The 18,863-nt window shown below is 57.5% G+C and carries 16 protein-coding genes; 8 read left to right on the top strand and 8 right to left on the bottom strand.

What is annotated here, in order from left to right; translation table 11 throughout:
- Window positions 1-5: 5 nt before the first annotated feature.
- The gene (locus tag ACR0JB_RS08515; RefSeq protein WP_170395286.1) at window positions 6-1,085 is read left to right on the top strand and encodes a helix-turn-helix domain-containing protein; all 1,080 of its coding nucleotides are present in this window, start codon (window positions 6-8) and stop codon (window positions 1,083-1,085) included.
- On the opposite strand, the gene ACR0JB_RS08510 is transcribed toward ACR0JB_RS08515, so the two are convergent.
- Complete coding sequence (locus ACR0JB_RS08510; protein WP_170394828.1) at window positions 1,058-1,948, bottom strand: LysR family transcriptional regulator; 891 nt, start codon at window positions 1,946-1,948, stop codon at window positions 1,058-1,060. The two genes, ACR0JB_RS08515 and ACR0JB_RS08510, sit on opposite strands and share 28 nt — an antisense overlap.
- 103 nt (window positions 1,949-2,051) lie before the next feature.
- Between ACR0JB_RS08510 and ACR0JB_RS08505 the strand changes: the two genes are divergently transcribed.
- From ACR0JB_RS08505 to fcl, 3 genes are all read left to right on the top strand, one after another.
- A complete protein-coding gene (locus ACR0JB_RS08505; RefSeq protein ID WP_480789829.1) occupies window positions 2,052-2,933 on the top strand; it encodes a phytanoyl-CoA dioxygenase family protein in 882 nt (293 codons plus the stop codon).
- A gap of 141 nt (window positions 2,934-3,074) precedes the next feature.
- A complete protein-coding gene (gene gmd, locus ACR0JB_RS08500) occupies window positions 3,075-4,199 on the top strand; it encodes a GDP-mannose 4,6-dehydratase (RefSeq protein WP_170349978.1) in 1,125 nt (374 codons plus the stop codon).
- A gap of 10 nt (window positions 4,200-4,209) precedes the next feature.
- Window positions 4,210-5,187: a GDP-L-fucose synthase gene (gene fcl / locus ACR0JB_RS08495; protein ID WP_226689422.1), complete on the top strand. Its 978-nt coding sequence runs from the start codon at window positions 4,210-4,212 to the stop codon at window positions 5,185-5,187.
- A gap of 33 nt (window positions 5,188-5,220) precedes the next feature.
- Here fcl and ACR0JB_RS08490 read toward each other — a convergent pair whose 3' ends face one another.
- From ACR0JB_RS08490 to ACR0JB_RS08460, 7 genes are all read right to left on the bottom strand, one after another.
- Window positions 5,221-6,297: a DUF2793 domain-containing protein gene (locus ACR0JB_RS08490; protein WP_480705858.1), complete on the bottom strand. Its 1,077-nt coding sequence runs from the start codon at window positions 6,295-6,297 to the stop codon at window positions 5,221-5,223.
- Between the two features lie 206 nt (window positions 6,298-6,503).
- Window positions 6,504-7,397 carry a UTP--glucose-1-phosphate uridylyltransferase GalU gene (gene galU, locus ACR0JB_RS08485; protein WP_480789828.1) on the bottom strand — a complete coding sequence of 298 codons (894 nt, stop codon included), beginning with the start codon at window positions 7,395-7,397 and terminating at the stop codon, window positions 6,504-6,506.
- A 305-nt stretch (window positions 7,398-7,702) separates the two neighbouring features.
- Window positions 7,703-9,508, bottom strand: a complete 1,806-nt coding sequence (locus ACR0JB_RS08480) for an ABC transporter ATP-binding protein (RefSeq protein ID WP_170394815.1) — start codon at window positions 9,506-9,508, stop codon at window positions 7,703-7,705.
- A 1-nt stretch (window position 9,509) separates the two neighbouring features.
- The gene (locus ACR0JB_RS08475; RefSeq protein WP_170394811.1) at window positions 9,510-10,439 is read right to left on the bottom strand and encodes an ABC transporter permease subunit; all 930 of its coding nucleotides are present in this window, start codon (window positions 10,437-10,439) and stop codon (window positions 9,510-9,512) included.
- 10 nt (window positions 10,440-10,449) lie between these two features.
- Window positions 10,450-11,373 (bottom strand): oligopeptide ABC transporter permease OppB, encoded by a 924-nt coding sequence (gene oppB, locus ACR0JB_RS08470; protein WP_170349984.1) that lies wholly within the window; start codon window positions 11,371-11,373, stop codon window positions 10,450-10,452.
- 66 nt (window positions 11,374-11,439) lie between these two features.
- Window positions 11,440-13,068 (bottom strand): peptide ABC transporter substrate-binding protein, encoded by a 1,629-nt coding sequence (locus ACR0JB_RS08465; protein WP_480789827.1) that lies wholly within the window; start codon window positions 13,066-13,068, stop codon window positions 11,440-11,442.
- Window positions 13,069-13,459: 391 nt separating this feature from the next.
- Window positions 13,460-14,695, bottom strand: a complete 1,236-nt coding sequence (locus ACR0JB_RS08460; protein WP_170394806.1) for a lytic murein transglycosylase — start codon at window positions 14,693-14,695, stop codon at window positions 13,460-13,462.
- A 186-nt stretch (window positions 14,696-14,881) separates the two neighbouring features.
- Between ACR0JB_RS08460 and ACR0JB_RS08455 the strand changes: the two genes are divergently transcribed.
- From ACR0JB_RS08455 to ACR0JB_RS08440, 4 genes are read left to right on the top strand one after another with little or no spacing between them, the layout of a single operon-like run.
- Window positions 14,882-15,832 (top strand): cytochrome ubiquinol oxidase subunit II, encoded by a 951-nt coding sequence (locus ACR0JB_RS08455; protein WP_480644336.1) that lies wholly within the window; start codon window positions 14,882-14,884, stop codon window positions 15,830-15,832.
- The gene (locus ACR0JB_RS08450; protein WP_480644334.1) at window positions 15,829-17,913 is read left to right on the top strand and encodes a cbb3-type cytochrome c oxidase subunit I; all 2,085 of its coding nucleotides are present in this window, start codon (window positions 15,829-15,831) and stop codon (window positions 17,911-17,913) included. Before ACR0JB_RS08455 ends, ACR0JB_RS08450 begins: the two co-directional genes overlap by 4 nt.
- Entirely contained in the window at window positions 17,910-18,542 is a 633-nt protein-coding gene (locus tag ACR0JB_RS08445) for a cytochrome c oxidase subunit 3 (protein WP_170349988.1), read from the top strand. Before ACR0JB_RS08450 ends, ACR0JB_RS08445 begins: the two co-directional genes overlap by 4 nt.
- A complete protein-coding gene (locus ACR0JB_RS08440; protein ID WP_058281612.1) occupies window positions 18,535-18,861 on the top strand; it encodes a cytochrome o ubiquinol oxidase subunit IV in 327 nt (108 codons plus the stop codon). The genes ACR0JB_RS08445 and ACR0JB_RS08440 overlap by 8 nt, the downstream gene beginning before the upstream one ends.
- Window positions 18,862-18,863 lie beyond the last annotated feature (2 nt).

Below are 18,863 nucleotides of genomic sequence, written 5' to 3'. Positions count from 1 at the left end.
TGGGTATGAAGAAAAAGCCCGTCATGCCTGATCCGGATGAGGACGCCGATGCGGTAGGCCCTCCCAGTATCTATGATGTGGACCCGCCCGAAGACGATGACTTGTGGTTTCTGCCGCCCGAGGATGAAGAGGCGGTCGAGGATTTTTTGCCCCCAGGCCCGAAAGTGGATCGCCGTTTGCTGTTCGATCCGCGCGATTGGCGTGCGGCTCAGGCCGAGCTGTCTTTTGAACTGGCCGACCTGGCGGCAATTTTCGGTGCTTTGGATGAGAGGTTGCGGGCCGGGCCGGATGGATGGACGCATCGGCTGGCGCTGATGGATGTATCCGATCTGGGCTGGTGGACCGGGGACCGGATCAGTGTTGACCGGCTGGCGTTGTGGACCGGTCTGCGGATCGGTGCAACCGGTGATGACGTTCAGGCTTTGTTTCGGGCCGGTTGGGCGGTACGGCGTTTAACTTCCGGACCGGGCCCGTCTTCGGATGGGTGGGAAATTGGCCTGACCGCCTTTTTGGATCGCATGGCGCAAGGTATCGAAGACATCCCCGAGGCAGTGGCCGATCTGGCAGAAGTGATGCGCAATGCCGAAGGCTTGCATCCGGTGACGCAGGCGGCCATGGGGTTCTATGCCTGGCGGGCGCTGTCCCAGGGGATCGGGCAGGATACCGAAGCCGCAATTATCGCGGCCCGCCATGCGGCAACGATGGGGCGGGGCGGGGCGATGTTCATGCCTTTGGCGCTGTCCGGTCCCGGGGCGCTGCGCGGGGTTGGCGAGGTAGACGAAAAGCTTTCGGCCTGGATCAGAGGGGCAGGGCAGGCAACCTTAGCCGCGCTGATGCATCTTGATCGGGTCAGCGCTTGGGAACAACGCGCGCGCGAGGCAACCAGCGGGCTGAGCGGGCGGACACCGCCTTTGTTGATCGACGTTCTGACTGCCTGGCCCATGGTTTCGGCCCCACTGGCCGAGGAACTGACAAAAGCGTCACGTGCAGCAGTACAGCGCAATATCGACCGGTTCACCCGGCGCGGCCTGATCCGCGAGGTGACAGGGCAGGGGCGTTACCGGGTCTGGACCGCCGCATTGTGATCCAGCAGCCATTCGCGAAAGGCACGCGCCGGTGGCCGCAGGGCTGCGCGGGATGGATAGACCAGATGGTAGGTTTCGTGACCTGCCACTTGAATGTCGGGCAGGCAGGGGACAAGGCCCGACATTTCCATGATCCGATCTGATGCGGGCGCGCGGGCCAATGCGATGCCGCCGCCGCTGGCCGATATCTCGGCCGCTATCAGGGAGTTATCCGCAAAGAAAAACCGCGCCTGACCTGTCGGCAGACGTAAGGTCTCGAAAAGATGCAGCCAACTGGCGCGGTGAGTCGAAACCTCGATCAAAGGGAAACGGAACAGATCTTGGGGGTGGTGAATCTGATTGGCGATATCTGGCGGGGCTACGGGATACAGGCGTTCATGCAACAACACATCACTGTCCGCGCCATAGAGGGTCGGATTGCCGAACACGATCTGCAAATCGGTGAACTGGTTGGCGAAATCTGAAACCAGATTGCCGGTGGTCAAGGACAGGCTGATCTGCGGATGCGATGCGTGAAAGTCTGGCAGCCCACCGGCCAGAATGCCGTGCGCATAAAGCAGAATGGATTGCACAAACAACCTCTGTTCCCGCGTTTCACCGAACAGCCCCGTGGTGGCGGTTTCCAACATCAGCAGCGATTGTTGAACCGACGGCAGATAGGCCCGCCCCGCCTCGGTCAGGGTTACGGCATGGGCGTGGCGGTGAAACAGCGGCGTGCCCAATCGCGTTTCCAGCGCTTTCACCTGCTGGCTGACGGCTGCAGCCGACATGTTCAACTGCGTGGCCGCGCGGGCAAAGCTTTCGGTGCGGGCGGCGGCCTCGAACACGCGCAGCCAGTTGAGGGACGGGATACGGGACGACATGAGAATAGGCTAAGCTGAACTTAGCCTAACGGGCAAGAGGTTGCGCGCTGACCTTGTGGCGTTCCGGCCTATCCTGCGTGAACCAGCATTCTAGAGGTGCCTCATGCCGCAATCAGCTAACTCACCCCACGCCCTGACGGTGAACCAGTCCGAGAAATATTGGGAAGACGGATTTCTGTTCCCTCTGACGGTTTTTTCTCCCGATGAGATCGCCGAAATCCGCGCGGAATTCGAACAACTTGAGACTGACTGGCTATCTGCAGATCTGCCTTTGCCGCTAAACACCTACAAGCGTGTAAACGCACATCTGGTCATACCTTTGGCCGCGAGGGTGGCACAGGACCCACGGGTATTGGATGTAGTCGAAGGTGTATTGGGGCCGGATATCATGGTCTGGTCCGCCGAGTTTTTCGTCAAAGAGGCCCATACCGAACACACGGTGGGCATGCATCAGGATCTGACCTATTGGGGCATGGGTGAGACACCGTATCAAGTGACCGCTTGGATCGCGCTGTCCCCGGCCACGGTCGAAAGCGGTTGTATGGATTTCGTACAGGGCAGTCATAAAAACCCGATCCTGCCGCATAACGACACCTATTCCGACACCAACCTGTTGTCGCGCGGGCAGGAAGTCGCCGTTGATGTCGCAGACGAAGACAAAACCCATATCGAACTTGCCCCCGGGCAAATGTCGTTGCACCACGGGCTGACCATTCATGGCTCGGGTCCGAACCGATCCGGTGATCGCAGAATTGGTCTGGCGATCCGCTATCTCAACCCCAACGCCCGGCAACTGGTTGCGGACCGAGACTATGCCATGTTGGTGCGCGGTCAGGACGAACGGTCAAACTTTGTTCATGTCGCCCCCCCGAGCGCGGCGTTCTCTGAACAATCGCTGGCTCTATATGAACAAGTACGCCGGGATCAGAGCAAAGCGCTGGCGGATGGTGCTAAAAGCGATGTGCCGCTCTACGGGACGTCCTGACGTTAAATAGTGACGTATACGCAGGCTGGCGGTTAATAGCCGCCAGTATTTTCAGTGATTTAATGCGTTGGGTTGCATTCCGCGAGTTCTTGCTGTTTCTGAGGTGGAAAAGATGCACACAGTATTTCGTGGGAAAATAAGATGACGAAAAAGGCGTTGATTACAGGTATTACCGGGCAGGATGGGTCCTATCTGGCCGAATTCCTGCTAGAAAAAGGGTATGAAGTTCATGGGATTAAGCGCCGGGCGTCGTCCTTTAACACGCAGCGGATCGACCACATTTATCAAGATCCTCATGACCCCAACCCCAAATTGCACCTGCATTACGGCGATCTGAGCGACACGTCGAACCTGACGAGAATCATTCAGGAGGTGCAGCCGGACGAAGTTTACAACCTGGGTGCGCAGTCGCATGTGGCGGTCAGCTTTGAATCTCCAGAATACACGGCAGATGTAGACGCCATCGGAACCCTGCGCCTGCTGGAAGCGATCCGTTTTCTGGGGCTAGAGAAAAAAACGCGGTTCTATCAGGCGTCCACGTCCGAGCTGTATGGTCTGGTCCAGGAAACGCCGCAACGTGAGACGACCCCGTTCCACCCCCGTTCGCCATACGCGGTGGCCAAGCTGTATTCTTATTGGATCACCGTCAACTATCGCGAAGCCTATGGTATGTATGCCTGCAACGGCATCCTGTTTAACCACGAAAGCCCGCGCCGTGGCGAAACCTTTGTGACGCGCAAGATCACCCGCGGTCTGGCCAATATCGCGCAAGGTCTCGAAGATTGCCTTTACATGGGCAATATCGACAGCCTGCGGGATTGGGGTCACGCGAAAGACTACGTGCGGATGCAGTGGTTGATGCTACAGCAGGACAATCCCGAAGATTTCGTAATTGCTACCGGCGTGCAATATTCGGTCCGCCAATTCATCGAATGGTCCGCTGCCGAGTTGGGTATCACGTTGGAATTCTCGGGCGACGGCGTGGATGAAATCGCAACCGTCACGTCGATTGAAGGGGAAAACGCGCCGGCCTTGAAACCTGGCGACGTGATCATGCGCATCGACCCGCAATATTTCCGCCCGGCCGAGGTGGAAACACTGCTGGGCGATCCGTCGAATGCGAAAACCAAGCTGGGCTGGGAGCCCGAACTGACTGTGCAGGAAATGTGCGCCGAAATGGTTGTCGAAGACCTGAAAACCGCGAAACGCCATGCGCTGTTGAAAGAGCATGGTTACGAACTGCCGGTAAGTCTGGAAAACGGCTGAGGAACACGACATGCGCAAGATTTACGTAGCAGGTCACCGCGGCATGGTAGGTGGCGCAATTCTGCGCCGTTTGCAGGATCGTCAGGCAGCCGGTGAAGCGCTTGAGTTAATCACGCGTACACATTCCGAAGTAGATCTGACCGATCAGGTTGCCGTGCGCGACTTTATGCAGGCTGAACGCCCGGATGTCGTGATCCTTGCCGCTGCCAAGGTTGGCGGAATCCACGCCAACAACACCTACCCGGCGGATTTTATCTACGACAACCTGATGATCGAATGTAACGTGATCCATCAGGCCTTTGCCGCTGGGGTGAAACATCTTCTGCAATTGGGCAGTTCGTGCATCTATCCGCGTGCCGTGCCACAGCCGATGCGCGAGGATGCTTTGCTGACCGGAGTGCTGGAACCCACAAACGAGCCTTACGCCGTTGCCAAGATCGCCGGGATCAAACTTTGTGAGAGCTATAATCGGCAGCACGGTGTCGATTACCGCTCGGTCATGCCGACGAACCTGTATGGGCCGGGTGACAATTTCCACCCCGAAAACAGCCATGTCCTGCCCGCCCTGATCCGCCGGTTCCACGAGGCGCAGCGCGATGGTTTGGACGAAGTTGTGATCTGGGGTACCGGCAAACCCCGCCGCGAATTTCTGCATGTGGACGATATGGCCGAGGCATCGCTGTTCGTGCTCGACCTGCCGCGCGATGTCTATGAGGCGAACACCCAACCGATGCTGAGCCACATTAACGTGGGCTGTGGCGAGGATATTTCGATCGCGGAACTGGCGGCGTTGGTGGCCAAAACAACCGGCTATACCGGTCGGATCACGCAGGATGTCAGCAAACCGGACGGCACCATGCGCAAGCTGATGGATGTGTCCCGTCTCGCCGACATGGGCTGGCGCGCGCGCGTTGGGCTGGAAGACGGCATTCGCGAAACCTATGCCTGGTTCCTGGATCAGGCAGCGGCGGAGTTGCGGGCTAAGTAACTGCCCAGGTCGGGACCCGGGCAGTTCGTTCCGTCAGAACCAGCGGCCAATGGCAATGGCCGTTGGTGTCAGCGCCGTCGCATCGCTGTTGGCGGCCAAAATCTTGAAACCTACCTGCGTTTCGGTCGGGGCTTCAAAGCCAATGAACCGATTGCTGGCCCCTCCGCTGCCACTGACCGAAATGGTTGAACCGGTTGCAAAAGTCATCGGGAAATTCCAAACCGCCACGTCGCCTGCGAAAAGCGCGCCATCAGCATTTATACAGCCCGTTGCGGGCAGGGTGACGGTGCAAATCTGCGTTCCATCCGCAAAACGCACGTAGTCGCCATTGGGGGTTGAGCCCCGCTCGATCACAGCTCCGTCTGGTACACCGCCATTTTCGGAAACGGACCCTAACAGGTTGCCAGGACCATAACCGTAGTCAGCCCGCATCAGGCGCCCGGGTGTCGTGTCATCAGGGCTGGCTTGAATTGCTGCGCCATCTACAATGCCGGTCGTGGGGTCAAAGCTTAGTGCGTCGGTCCAGGTGCTGCCGTTGGGTGAAACCTTGATTGCAAAGCTGGTATTGCCCGACAAACCCATTTCGGCATGGCCGGTCCAGTTGGATTGAAACAGCACTGACGCGGTGTCGCCCGCGCTGGCCTTGTTGATCTTCAACTGATGCCCGCCGCCCTCATGGCTGAGCAATGTAGCCGGAGATCTTACCGACAGGCGGTTCGTGCTGTCGTAGCTTGTGGCGAGACCCACTCCGTCCAAATTCTGCGTCGCGACCGGAGGATCGATCCAGGCCCCACCGTCCCAGACTTTCATTTGACCGGTGCTTTCATCCCATGCGCGCCAGCCTGTGCCGGGCGCGGCGAAATACCAGGCGTTGTCCAGCCAAGTAGCCAACATTCCGGCCTGACCCGTCCAATCCCCTGTTGGTGCGTTGCCCAATGCGTGAACTTCGCCCTGGTCTGGAACGGCAGGTGGAGTCGACGCGTTCGTCGAGGCCAGGCTCAGCTGGGTAACAACATCCAGCTGTCGCAGCGCCTCGTTATGGGTGACGTGTTTCTGGGCCTGTGAGGGTTGCAGAAATGGAAGGTTCAATCGGGGTGAATTTTGTGGCACGGGCGTCCTCCTGTGGCTGTCGGTCCGACAATTGCATTGCGCGCCACATTGCCTTTTGGTGGATGAACCCCGTCTGACCGTGCCGGACGCCCGAAAAACCAATTGCTAACTTTTCAGAAGCATCAAAAAAGCCGGGGTGCTGAGCACCCCGGCTTGTGGAAATGCCGTGCCGAGGAAAACCCCGGTCGATGTGTCGTCAGAAGTTGTTACTGAGCAGCCTGATCCGTCGCCACAACGTCACGCAGATACTGGCTCAGATCCTCGCGCAAGTCCTGGCGGGCCAGCGCAAAGGCTACCGTGGCCTGCAGGAACCCTGATTTTGAGCCGCAGTCGAACCGCTGTCCGTTGAATTTGTACCCAAAGACCGGCACGCCATTGCCAATATCTTCGGCGATGGCGTCGGTCAGTTGAATCTCACCACCGCTGCCTCTTTTCAATTGGTTCAGATTGTACAATACCGACGGCCCCAACACGTAGCGGCCGATAACGGCCAGGTTCGAGGGCGCATTCTCGGGATTTGGCTTCTCGACCATACCGCGTGCGCGTACGACCGTACCGATATTCTCACCTACGTCCAACACACCGTAAGCGCTGGTCTTGTCTTCTGGAACCTCCATGGCCGCCACCATGTTCCCGCCGGTTTCCTCATAGGCTTCGATCATTTGCTGCAGGCAAGGCTTGTCGGCAGCAATCACGTCGTCTGGCAACATTACCGCAAAAGGCTCGTCGCCGATCAGTCGACGGGCGCACCAGACCGCGTGACCCAGACCCAACGCTTTGTGCTGACGGATATAGGCAATCGCGCCACTTTCCATATTGGTGGCGTTCAGCGTTTCCAGCAGGTCTTCCTTGCCTTTGGCTTTCAACTCCTGCTCAAGCACCAAGTTGTGGTCGAAATAGTCTTCTAGTGCAGACTTGCCGCGAGAGGTCACGAAAATGAATTCAGTGATGCCGGCGGCACGCGCTTCGTCGATGGCGTATTGTACCAACGGGCGGTCGACCAACGTCATGATCTCTTTCGGGACCGACTTTGTCGCGGGCAGGAACCGCGTACCAAGCCCTGCGACGGGGAAGATCGCCTTTGTGACCTTACGTGTCATTTGACCTCTCAAGTTACTAAAACAATGTCTGACTGTTAGCGTACCACGCGGGTCTCTTAGGCGCTGTGGTCCGAACAATCAACGCTCTGTAACAACCAACGTATCATTTGCAATGGATGGTGCCACCCGGTGCGGTAGAAGTCAAAACGATCGGGATTTACCCTGCGCGACATTGCGGATTTCTGCCCTTATCTGCAGCAGAAACGGATATCTGCCTGCCATAGATCCGCCTTGCCGACAGTTGCCGTAGTCACTGGGTCCAATGCACACCCCGAAGCCGGGTGAATGGCTTCGGGGCAGCAGGGTCAGGCCCCGTTCATGATGATTTCCAGCGGGTCGTGTTCGGCCACGAAATGATCCGGCGTCACCTCGCTCAGCTGCGGCACATAATCGGTCTGACCTGCGGCCAACCGGCTGGGAAGAAACCGTAATGTGGCTTTGGGATCCATGGGTGAGGGCAGTTCACCAGGTAGCTTCAACCGCTGTCGGCTGCGTTCCACATCCGGGTCCGGGATCGGCACCGCCGAGATCAGGGATTTTGTGTAAGGGTGGATGGGATCAGAACAGATCACCTCTCCATCCCCCAGCTCGACTATTCGGCCAAGATACAGAACCATGATCCGGTTCGAGACCGCACGTACCACAGACAGGTCGTGGCTGATGAAGATCATCGACAGGCCAAACTCCTGTTGCAGTTCGCGCAACAATTCCACGATTTGCGCTTGAATGGACACATCCAGCGCCGAAACCGCCTCATCACAGATGATCAACTTGGGTTTATTGATCATCGCCCGTGCAATGCCGACCCGCTGGTTTTGCCCGCCGGACAGCTCATGCGGATAACGGTTGATCATGTTGGCCTTCAGACCAACCCGTTCCATCATGTCGGCGACCATTTCCTTGCGTTCCCGATCCGTCAGATCGGGGCGGTAGGTCTTGAGTGGTTCCGCGATAGACGCCGAGATCGTCATCCGCGGGTCGAGGCTGGCCAGCGGGTCCTGAAACACGATCTGCAAGTCTTTGCGGTATTTGTTCAGCTCGGCTCGTTTTAACCCGACAATGGGATGGCCCAGCCAGCTGACATTGCCACCGCTGGGCTCGATCAGTTGAAGAACCGCCCTTGCTAGAGTGGATTTTCCACAGCCAGATTCGCCTACAACACCCAGTGTTTCACCTTTGCGGATGTCAAAACTGACGCCATCGACCGCCTTCAATGGCACCTTGCGTCCAAATATGCCACCCGGCACGTGGATCGGGAAATGGACCTTGACGTCATCAACTTTTAACAGCGGGTCTTCGATCTTGTCCAAAGCCTTCGGCGCATCGCCAGCATCGATCCGCGGCATCGCCTCTAGCAGAGTACGGGTGTATTCGTGCTGCGGTGCGCGGAAGATTTCGCGCGTGTCTCCGGCCTCGACAAACTGACCCAGACGCATGACCTGAATGCGATCGCACATCCGCGCAACAACGCCCATGTCATGGGTGATCAGGGCAATCGCCGTGCCTTCGTCCTTTTGCAGGCGCACCATCAGGTCGAGAATGTCGGCCTGCACGGTGACGTCCAGCGCCGTGGTCGGTTCATCCGCGATCAGCAGCTTGGGATTGCACAGCATCGACATTGCAATCATCACGCGCTGACGCATACCACCCGACAATTCGTGCGGGTATTGATCCAGCCGCCGTTTTGCCTCGGGGATGCGGACGCGATCCAGCCATTCCAGACAGCGAGCCCGAGCTGCGGACCCTTGCAGCCCTTCATGTACCTGCAGAACCTCTCGCATTTGCTGACCGATCCGCAGATGCGGTGTCAGCGCGGTCAGTGGGTCCTGAAAGATCATGCCGACATCATCGCCACGGATCTTGTTCAGCTTGTTGATAGGCAGGTTCAGGATTTCCTTGCCGTTTAGAGTAGCGGACCCCATGGCCCGCCCGGCAGGCGGCAACAATCCCATCGCGGCCATGAAGGTCTGGCTTTTGCCTGACCCGCTTTCACCCACGATGCCAAGGCATTCGCCCGGATTGATGTCGAAACTGATGCCTTTGACGGCCTCGACCACACCATCGGGCGTATTGAACTGGACGCTCAGGTCCTTAACAGAGAACAGGCTCATATCAGCGATCCTTCGGGTCCAGAGCGTCACGCAAACCATCACCGATGAAGAACATCGAGATGATGATGGCGACATAGATTGTCAGCGGGTACATCAACTGCCACAGCGTCCCGTAAGCCATCGTTCCAGCGCCTTCGGCAATCAAACGACCCAAGGACGTGTAGGGTTCCGAAATGCCCAATCCAAGGAACGAAATGAAGCTTTCCATCAGGATCATTTCCGGCACCAACAATGACGCATAGACGATTACCACACCCAAAAGGTTTGGCAGGATATGGCGATACATGATGGTGAACTCGCTGACACCAGCAGCGCGGGCAGCCTCAATGAACTCGCGGTTTTTCAGGGTCAGGGTTTGCCCTCGAACGATCCGCGCCATGGTTAGCCAGCCCACCGCGCCAAGTGCGATGAACAACATGAAGAACGACCGCCCCGCCACGACGAGCAGCAAGATGACGATCAATGTGGCCGGGATCGCCAGCAGGATGTCGACAAACCGCATCATGACACCGTCGGTGCGCCCGCCGATATATCCGGCGGCGATACCGTAGAAGGTTCCGACAATCAGTGCGGTTGCCGCCCCGATAAGCCCGACCAGCAGCGATGTTGTAGTGGCCTGAATGACGCGGCTGTAAAGGTCGCGTCCCAGATCGTCGACGCCGAAATAGTGCCCGGTTTCGATTGAGGGCATGCCCATGCCAGCCACGTCCCCCATAACGTTCCAGTCAATCTCCTCGTTGCTCCAGACGGCGAAATATGGGCCAAAGATTGTGAACAGGACGATCATGGTCAGAATGAAGACGCTGGCCATTGCGGCTTTGTTTCGAACAAAACGCATCCGTGCGTCTTGCCACAGCGAACGTCCCTGAATAACCGTGTAGTCGGTTACGTCTCCGGCCAGCTGAGCGGCTTTTTGTGATTTTCCAAGCATTGCCAGCCCCTCAGTACCGGATTTTCGGATCGAACCAGGCATAGGCCAGGTCGGTCAGCAAGTTCACGACAACGGTCAGCGCGCCATAAAGGATCGTAACCCCCAACAGCACGGCATAGTCCCGCGACAGGGCCGAGCCGACATAGGCCTGACCTAGTCCACCGGTCGAGAAATAGATGTCGACAAAGACAGAACCGGTCAGCACGTAGACAAAGACCGGCCCAAGATAGGACACAACAGGCAGAAGGGTCGGCTTCAAGGCATGGCGCCAGATCACGGTTCTGGTCGGCAGACCCTTGGCGCGCGCGGTGCGGATGAAGTTTGAGTTCAGAACCTCAAGCATGGACGACCGCGTGATCCGCGCAATCGACCCCATGTACGAGGTCGCCAGCGCAATAACCGGCATGATCAGATATTGCCATTGACCACCATTCCAACCACCGCCGGGCAGCAGCCCCAGCCACAGGGTGAAAGTCAGGATCAAGATCGGGCCCATGATGAAGTTCGGCAGCGCCTGCGCAGCAATGCCCAGACCCACGGCGAAATAGTCGATCCAGCTGTTGTGCTTGATTGCGGCGGCGATCCCCAGACCCACACCAACGGTGGTAGCAACCAGGAACGACAGCGACCCATAGGTCAGCGAGATTGGAAAACCTTGTGCAATGATGTCGTTCACATCGCGGTCCTTGAACTTGAAGGACGGGCCGAAATCGAAATGCACGACGATGTTGTAGAGGTAATCCCACAACTGTTTCCACAGCGGTTGATCCAGCCCATAGCGGGCCTCGATATTGGCCAAAACCGCCGGTGGCAGAGGCCGTTCCGAGGTAAAGGGCCCACCGGGCGCGAAGTGCATAAGAAAGAAACAGGCGACGATCAGCAACAGGATCGTCGGTATGGCGACCAGCAGTCGCCGCAGACTATAGGCAAGCATTTCATGCCCCCATGTTTATTGGCCCTGCCCCGGTTGCATCCGGGACAGGGCGAGGTTCAAAGACGATTACTCGGCGCGTTTGTAGAGGTTCTTCGAGTACCAGTTCTGCTCGACATTGTTGATCGGCCAGTTCCCCACGTCGGTGTCCATCATGTAGACGCCAGCATAGTGGTAAATCGGGATCACAGGCGTTTCCTGCGCGATGATACGCTCAACCTCGGTGTATAGAGGTGCAGGATCGTCCGAGGTTTTGGCTTCGGCCAGCAGTTCGTCAACGCGGGCATTGTTGTACTTGCCGTCGTTATAGCCCGATTGCGATTGCAGCAGGTCCAGGAAAGTGGAGGCCTCGTTATAGTCGCCACACCATGCGCCGCGGGCCAGATCGAAGTTCTGGTTGCCGCGCTCTTCCAAGAAGACTTTCCATTCCATGTTGGCCAGCTCGACATTCACGCCCAGTTTCTGTTTCCACATCTGGCTCAGCGCCACGGCGACTTTCTTGTGATCTTCGTTGGTGTTGTAGACCATCTCAAAGCTCAGCGGATTTTCGGGGCCGTAACCGGCACCGGCCAGCAGTTCCTTAGCCAGTTCATCCCGCTCGGGCTGAGTCATCGAGGCCATCTCGACCTCGGGGACCGTGAATCCAGCGGTCGCTTCGGGAGCGAAAGTGTAAGCCTGCGGCTGGCCACCAGCCATGACTTTTTCGGTGATGATCTCGCGATCAACGGCCAGTGACAGTGCCTGGCGGACATTAGGGTCCTTGAACGCTTCGGGACCGTCTTCCGTCAGGTTGAATGTGTAATAGTAGTTACACAGGCGCGGGAAGCTGATGGCCTGATCCGGGTGTTCCTGGCTCATGCGGGGAAACTGCCCTGCGGGAACTTCGGTGCGGTCCAGTTCGCCAGCCAGATAGCGGGTCAAAGCGACGTTTTCGTCGTTGATGACCAGCGTCACGACTTTGTCCAAGATCGTGTTTTCATTATCCCAATACATCTCGTTGCGTTCACGGACCGAGCGTTCCTGCGGCAGGTGTTCGGTCCAGATATAGGCTCCGTTCGAGACGATGTTTTCGGGCCGGGTCCAGGCGTCACCATGTTCCTCGATCACTTTCTGCGGGGCCGGGAAGGTGGTGGAGTGCGTGGTCATCTGCGGGAAATAGGGCAGGGGCGCGCTCAGAGTGACTTCCAGAGTGTGATCGTCGAGGGCTTTGACGCCCAACTCGTCAATAGGCTTGTTCCCGGCAATAATTTCAGCAGCATTCTCGATCGACATCAGCTCCATGAACCAGGCGTAGGGCGAAGACAGTGCGGGATCGACAGCGCGTTTCCAGGCATAAACAAAATCACCTGCTGTCACCGGGTCGCCATTCGACCACTTGGCGTTGTCGCGCAGGGTAAAGGTATAAACGTCTTTGGTGTCGTTGGTGGTATAGCCGGTGGCGACGCCCGGAACCAGATTGCCGACTTCGTCCTGGTTCATCAGACCTTCAAACAGGTCGCGGGTAATCTCAGCGCCATAGGTATCCTCAACAACCTGCGGATCGACCGAGCTGTGCTCATCGCCAAGGCGGTAGATAAAGGTCTGGTCATCCGCCAGCGCCTCGCCGGTTGTGGGATGGGTGCCCGCAGCAAGGGCGGCACCGGTGATCATGGTCGAGGTCAACAGCCCCGCCAGAGATGTACGCATATACTTGTTCATGTTTTTCTACTCCCGTTTTTAGGGGTCCGGCACGCGCATCCTTTCAGGATGGGTACAGGCCACCTTGTTTGTCCGACCCTGAACAAGACCGGGACGGGTTCGAATTTTGCTTTTTTAGATCGCAAGGAACACCGCGTCGCAGTCTTTCGGTTTGCAGTCGGGAACGTGTTTGCGAAAGTCGCCTTTCACTGCCGGTGAAGGTGGCACTATTTCAAATCGGGATAAAGATGGTGCCCACAATTTAAGCAACTACAGGTGGATCGTGAACGAAATGGACGTAGGTTGGGAAATTTAATAATGAAACTTCATCGTTTCTTGACATTTTTGTGAAGGTCGCTCCGCAAACTTGACGCCAAGGAAGCTCGAATCACATCAAATTTGCAGCGAATCGCTACTGCGCCAGAGCGGATTTCATGCTGGTTTCTGGGAAGCAGGTCGGGCTGCGCCCCGTCACTTGTTGCCAGCGCCCAATCGAGCGGCGAGTCTTGAACCCCGGCAATCCATCCGCACCACCGACATCATGGCCCTGGTTTTCCAACGCCCGTTGCATGGCTGCGATATCTGACCGGTACAAGGTATCAACCTTGCCCCAGCGGGCTTTGAAGTCCCCAACGCCATACTGAATGCGGTCTCCGACATGGCCCACGAACAGAGCGTAGAGATCGCTTTTGTTGTAATCCTTGAGAACGTAGAAATTCGGCGTGACGATAAAGGCGGGTCCCTTGCGTCCAGCTGGCATCATCAGAAACCCCTCACCCGGCAGTTCGTGTGGTGGAAATGGCTTGCCAGATACGCGGGTGATCCCCATGGCAGCCCAGTCCTGAATAGGCCGACCCTGATCCGGTCCTTCCAGCGCACAGGTTATCTGGGTTGGAACCGTGACCTCGAACCCCCAGTCGCGCCCGGTGACCCAGCCATGTTGCGACAGGAAATGCCCGATGGAGGCGATTGTATCTTCGGCCGAGCCCCAGATGTCGGACCGCCCGTCGCCATTTCCATCCGCGGCAAAGGTCAGGAAGTTCGAAGGCATGAATTGCGGTTGACCCAACGCGCCCGCCCAGCTGCTTTTCAACCCGCCCGTTGGGGCGTGGCCGGCCTCGGCAATTTGCAGCGCAGCGATCAACTCGTCGGTGAAATACGCGGCCCGGGTACTCATGAACCCTTTTGTCCCCAACACCTGAAAGGCATCGTGGCGGATGGGTACTTGGCCATACCCGCTTTCCCGGCCCCAAATGGCCAGGATGATCCGCCCGGGAACCCCGGTTTCCACCTCGACCCGCGCCAGGGTCTTGGCGTGACGCCGGGCCATCTGCCGCCCTTTGGCAGTTGCACCCTGAACGGAACCGGCATTGAAGTATCGGCCAGGTGATCCAAATTCAGCCTGTTTTTGCTGTTTGGGTGTCTGAGCAGAACTGCCCGGCGGCACCAGATCGGGCAACTTCCAGTTGAGCGTTACCCCATCAAAGGCCCGCTGCATGGTTGCGCGCGAAACACCTTGGGCCTTGGCACGCGGCCAGACTGTATCCTGCAGCCATGCTTGAAACTGGCGTTCCACCGTCGCGCGATCCTGTGCGCTTGCACTTGTCGAAAGGCACCAAAGGCCGAGGGCGAGAATAATCCAACGCATCACCAAAATGTCTCACCCGGCTGAGATGCCAAGTCAACCGCATCATCGAAGGCGATTTGCACGATCCTAATGCTGTGGTTGTTCAAGCAGGGTGTGAAACAATCGATGGTTTTGGAAAAAACCTTGAGAAAACCTGTGACTCTGCCGATAGTTGGCCGAAACGAAGGCTTAAGAGGACGATCAGGCGTGGCCTTACTCAAACCTTCAGCAATGGCACTGGTGATCGCGGTTGTTGTGACCTCGGCACAGATGGCGTGGGCAAGCAACAGCTTCATGGACCCGCAAGGCCCTATTGCGGCGGTTCAGAAAACCCACCTGCTGCGGGCGACTGTTCTGATCATGATCGCCGTGTTGCCGGTTTTGGTATTGGTGCCGCTGATCGCCTTGCGGTACCGGCGGCGCAAGGCCAGCGCGGCAGAGTACCGGCCCAAATGGGATTTCTCGGGCAAGCTGGAATTAGCCATGTGGGGCGTGCCGGTCGTGATCGTGGCGCTGCTGTCGTATTACTTGTGGAAAGCCACCCACCGGCTGGACCCTTACGCCGCACCGTTCGGTGAAACACCCGCGCTGAACGTGCAGGTTGTTGGCCTCGATTGGAAATGGCTGTTCATTTACCCCGATCTTGGTATCGCCACCGTCGGAGAGTTCGGCATTCCTGTCAAACAGCAAGTGGCGATGACGCTGACGACGGATACGGTGATGCAATCCTTTATGATCCCTGCTCTGGCGGGGCAGATCTACGCGATGCCGGGGATGACGACTCAGCTGCATCTGGTGGCCGATACGCCCGAGACGATGCAGGGCGAAAACACGCAGTATAATGGGCGGGGTTTTACCAAGCAGAAGTTTCTGACTCAGGCGATGCAGACGGAAGACTTTAATGCCTGGGTTGAAAGTGTTCGCACCCATGGGATGCCTCTGACCGAAGACACGTACAGAACGCTGGCCATGCGCACGGATCGGGATGAGGTACAAGCAGCATTGGGGACCTCACTGATGCCACTCAATGCGCTGTATTTTACGCTGGAGGACGGTGATCTGTTCCAGTCCATTTTGCACCGCTATCACGGTGGGCAACCGTTGCCACGCGATCAACAACCGGGAACCGCTGAATACGGGCAAGAGGGCGCGCAATGACCGAAACGGGATTCTTTGGCCGTCTGAACTGGGATGCCTTCCCGATCACGGGTCTGATCCAAAACCCTAACGCAAATGAAATCGTGGCCAACGCGGCGGCGGCCGTGGTGATCGTAGGCGTCATTGTCGTGGTCGGATCACTGACATGGTTCCGCCTGTGGGGGCCTTTGTGGCGCGACTGGCTGACCAGCGCAGATCATAAGAAAATCGGCATTATGTACATCGTCTTTGCCATCGTCATGCTGGCCCGCGGCGTGCTTGAAGGCGTTGTCATGCGCGCCCAACAAGCAGCCGGGCCGGGCGATGGTTTCCTTGAGGCCGAACACTTTGCCGAGTTGTTCAGCACCCATGGCACGATCATGGTGTTCTTTGTCGCCGTGCCCTTTGTCTTCGGGCTCGCGAATTACCTTATTCCACTGATGATCGGTGCGCGGGATGTGGCCTTTCCGGTAATGAACCAGATCAGTCTGGGCCTGACCGTCTCGGCGGGCATGATGCTGATGGTGTCGCTGGTGGTTGGCAATTTCTCGACCGGCGGGTGGACAGCCTATCCGCCCTATACCGGTGCTGCCTTTAATCCCGGAGTGGGGCCGGATTACTGGATATGGGCCATTGTTGTCTCAGGCATTGGTACCACGCTGACGGGGATCAACTTTGCAGTCACGATCTACAAGCTGCGGGCGCCGGGGATGAAGTTCATGCGGCTGCCAATGTATTGCTGGACAATCATCAGCAGCTCGATCCTGATCATCTTTGCCATGCCGCCACTCGGCGTGGCCGCACTGATGCTGGCGGCGGATCGGTATCTGGATTTCCATTATTTCACCAACGACCTTGGCGGCAACATGATGAACTATGCCAACCTGTTCTGGCTGTTCGGCCACCCCGAGGTCTATCTGCTGGTTCTGCCCGCTTATGGTATCTATTCCGAAGTTTTCGCCACATTCTCGGCCAAACGGCTTTACGGATACAACTCGCTAGTGATTGCCACAATGTGCATCGCGGTGCTGTCCTTTACCGTCTGGCTGCACCATTTCTTTACTATGGGCCAAAGCGCTCTGATCAATGCTGTGTTCGGCATCGCCACCATGCTGATCGCCATTCCAACCGGGGTGAAGGTCTATGACTGGATGGCGACTTTGTATCGTGGCCGTATCCGGTTTTCGGTGCCGATGCTGTACGGCCTGTCCTTTCTGATGTTGTTTGTGATTGGTGGCTTGTCGGGTGTGATCCTTGCCAACCCGACGGTCGATTATCAGGTGCATAACACTCTGTTCCTTGTGGCGCATTTCCACAATGTTCTGTTGCCGGGCGTGCTGTTCGGCCTGCTGGCCGGATACAATTACTGGTTCCCCAAGGCTTTTGGGTTCCGGCTGAACGAGCGTTGGGGGCGCATCACAGTGGTATTGTGGACGGTTGGGTTCATGCTGACTTTCCTGCCGCTTTATTTCGTTGGCCTCATGGGGATGCCGCGCCGGTCGTTCAGTTGGGAAGACCCCAGTTTCCACCCCTATATGATCATCGCCGTCATCGGCGCGTTGGTGATCTTGTCGGCGCTGTTGGCGGTGGTTATGCAATTGTGGGTCAGTATCCGCGACCGGGAAAACACCCGCGTACCAGTCGGCGATCCGTGGGATGCGCGCACGCTGGAATGGTCGATCCCGTCGCCGCCGCCGCCCTACAATTTTGCCGTCATCCCGCAGGTGACGGATCGGGATAACTTTGCCGCCGCAAAGGAACGGGGTGAGGCCTATCCGACACCTGATGAGTACGAAGATATCTCGATGCCGCGCAACACTGGGATCGGGTTCATCCTGTGTGTACTCAGCGGAGTCTGGATGTTTGCATTGGTCTGGTGGATCTGGTGGCTGGCCGCACTGGTAACTGCGCTGATGTTGCTGTCCTTCATCCTGTGGACTTTCCGGCTGGACACAGAAGAGGTCATCCCCGCCGAGGAGGTTCGCAAACAACACGAAGCCTGGCTTGATTTGGTGCGCAGCTCTGCACCGGTGGATCGCGATCATGAAATTGCTCCGGAAAATCGCGGCCTTGCCCGCCCTGACCTGGAGGCAGTGACATGAAGCGCGCACCGACGCACAGCTATCCGGGGTTAAACCTCGGGCGGCGGCATGCCAGCGCGGACCAGGCCGCCGAGGTTGTCACTTTCGGATTCTGGGTCTTTCTGATGAGCGATCTGGTCTATTTCGGCCTGATGTTCGCCATTTACATCACCATGATCGATGCACAGGCTGGCGGGCCCGGTCCGCACGAGCTGTTCGATCTGAGAAGCATCTTTGCCCAGACGATAATCCTTTTGACCAGCAGCCTTACCGTGGGGCTGGCAATGCTGGCGCTGAAATACAACCTGCCCAGATGGCGGATCGTGTTCTGGTTCTGCGTGACGCTGGTATTGGGTCTCAGCTTTCTGGTGCTGGAAATCCGCGACTTCGTGGCGATGACCGAAAAAGGCGGTGTCCCTCAACGCAGCGGGTTTCTATCGGCCTTCTACGGTCTGGTGCCGCTGCATGGGTTGCACGTGGCTGCTGGGTGCTTGTGGTTGATCGTGTTGGGCATTCAGCTGCGCCTGTTTGGCTTGACCGATCTGCTGATGTCGCGTGTGGTTCGGTTGGCGTTGTTCTGGCACTTCCTCGACCTGATCTGGATCGGGATCATCACCATCGTTTACTTCGGAGGGCTGACCTATGGATAAGCGCAGCGAGATGCATCGGCGCGAACGTCGGCGGTACGTCATCGGTTATGGCGGCTCGCTTTTGCTGACAGGGGCGGTGTTCACGATAGCCTATAAATACGGCATCGAAACCAAAGGGGTTTACCTTTCAATCGCCCTGCTGGGGTTGGCGCAACTCATTGTACAACTCGTCTATTTCCTGCATATCGACCGACGCCGCAGCAGCCGCGAAGACCTGGATTTAATCCTTTTCTCTACGCTGGTGTTACTGATCATCATTCTTGGAACTGTTTGGATCATGGGCAATCTGGCGGTTCGGATGCACACCTATCCGATGTAGCG

This window comes from Ruegeria sp. BI7, from assembly GCF_056537925.1.
This window is presented reverse-complemented; position numbering and strand designations above follow the sequence as displayed.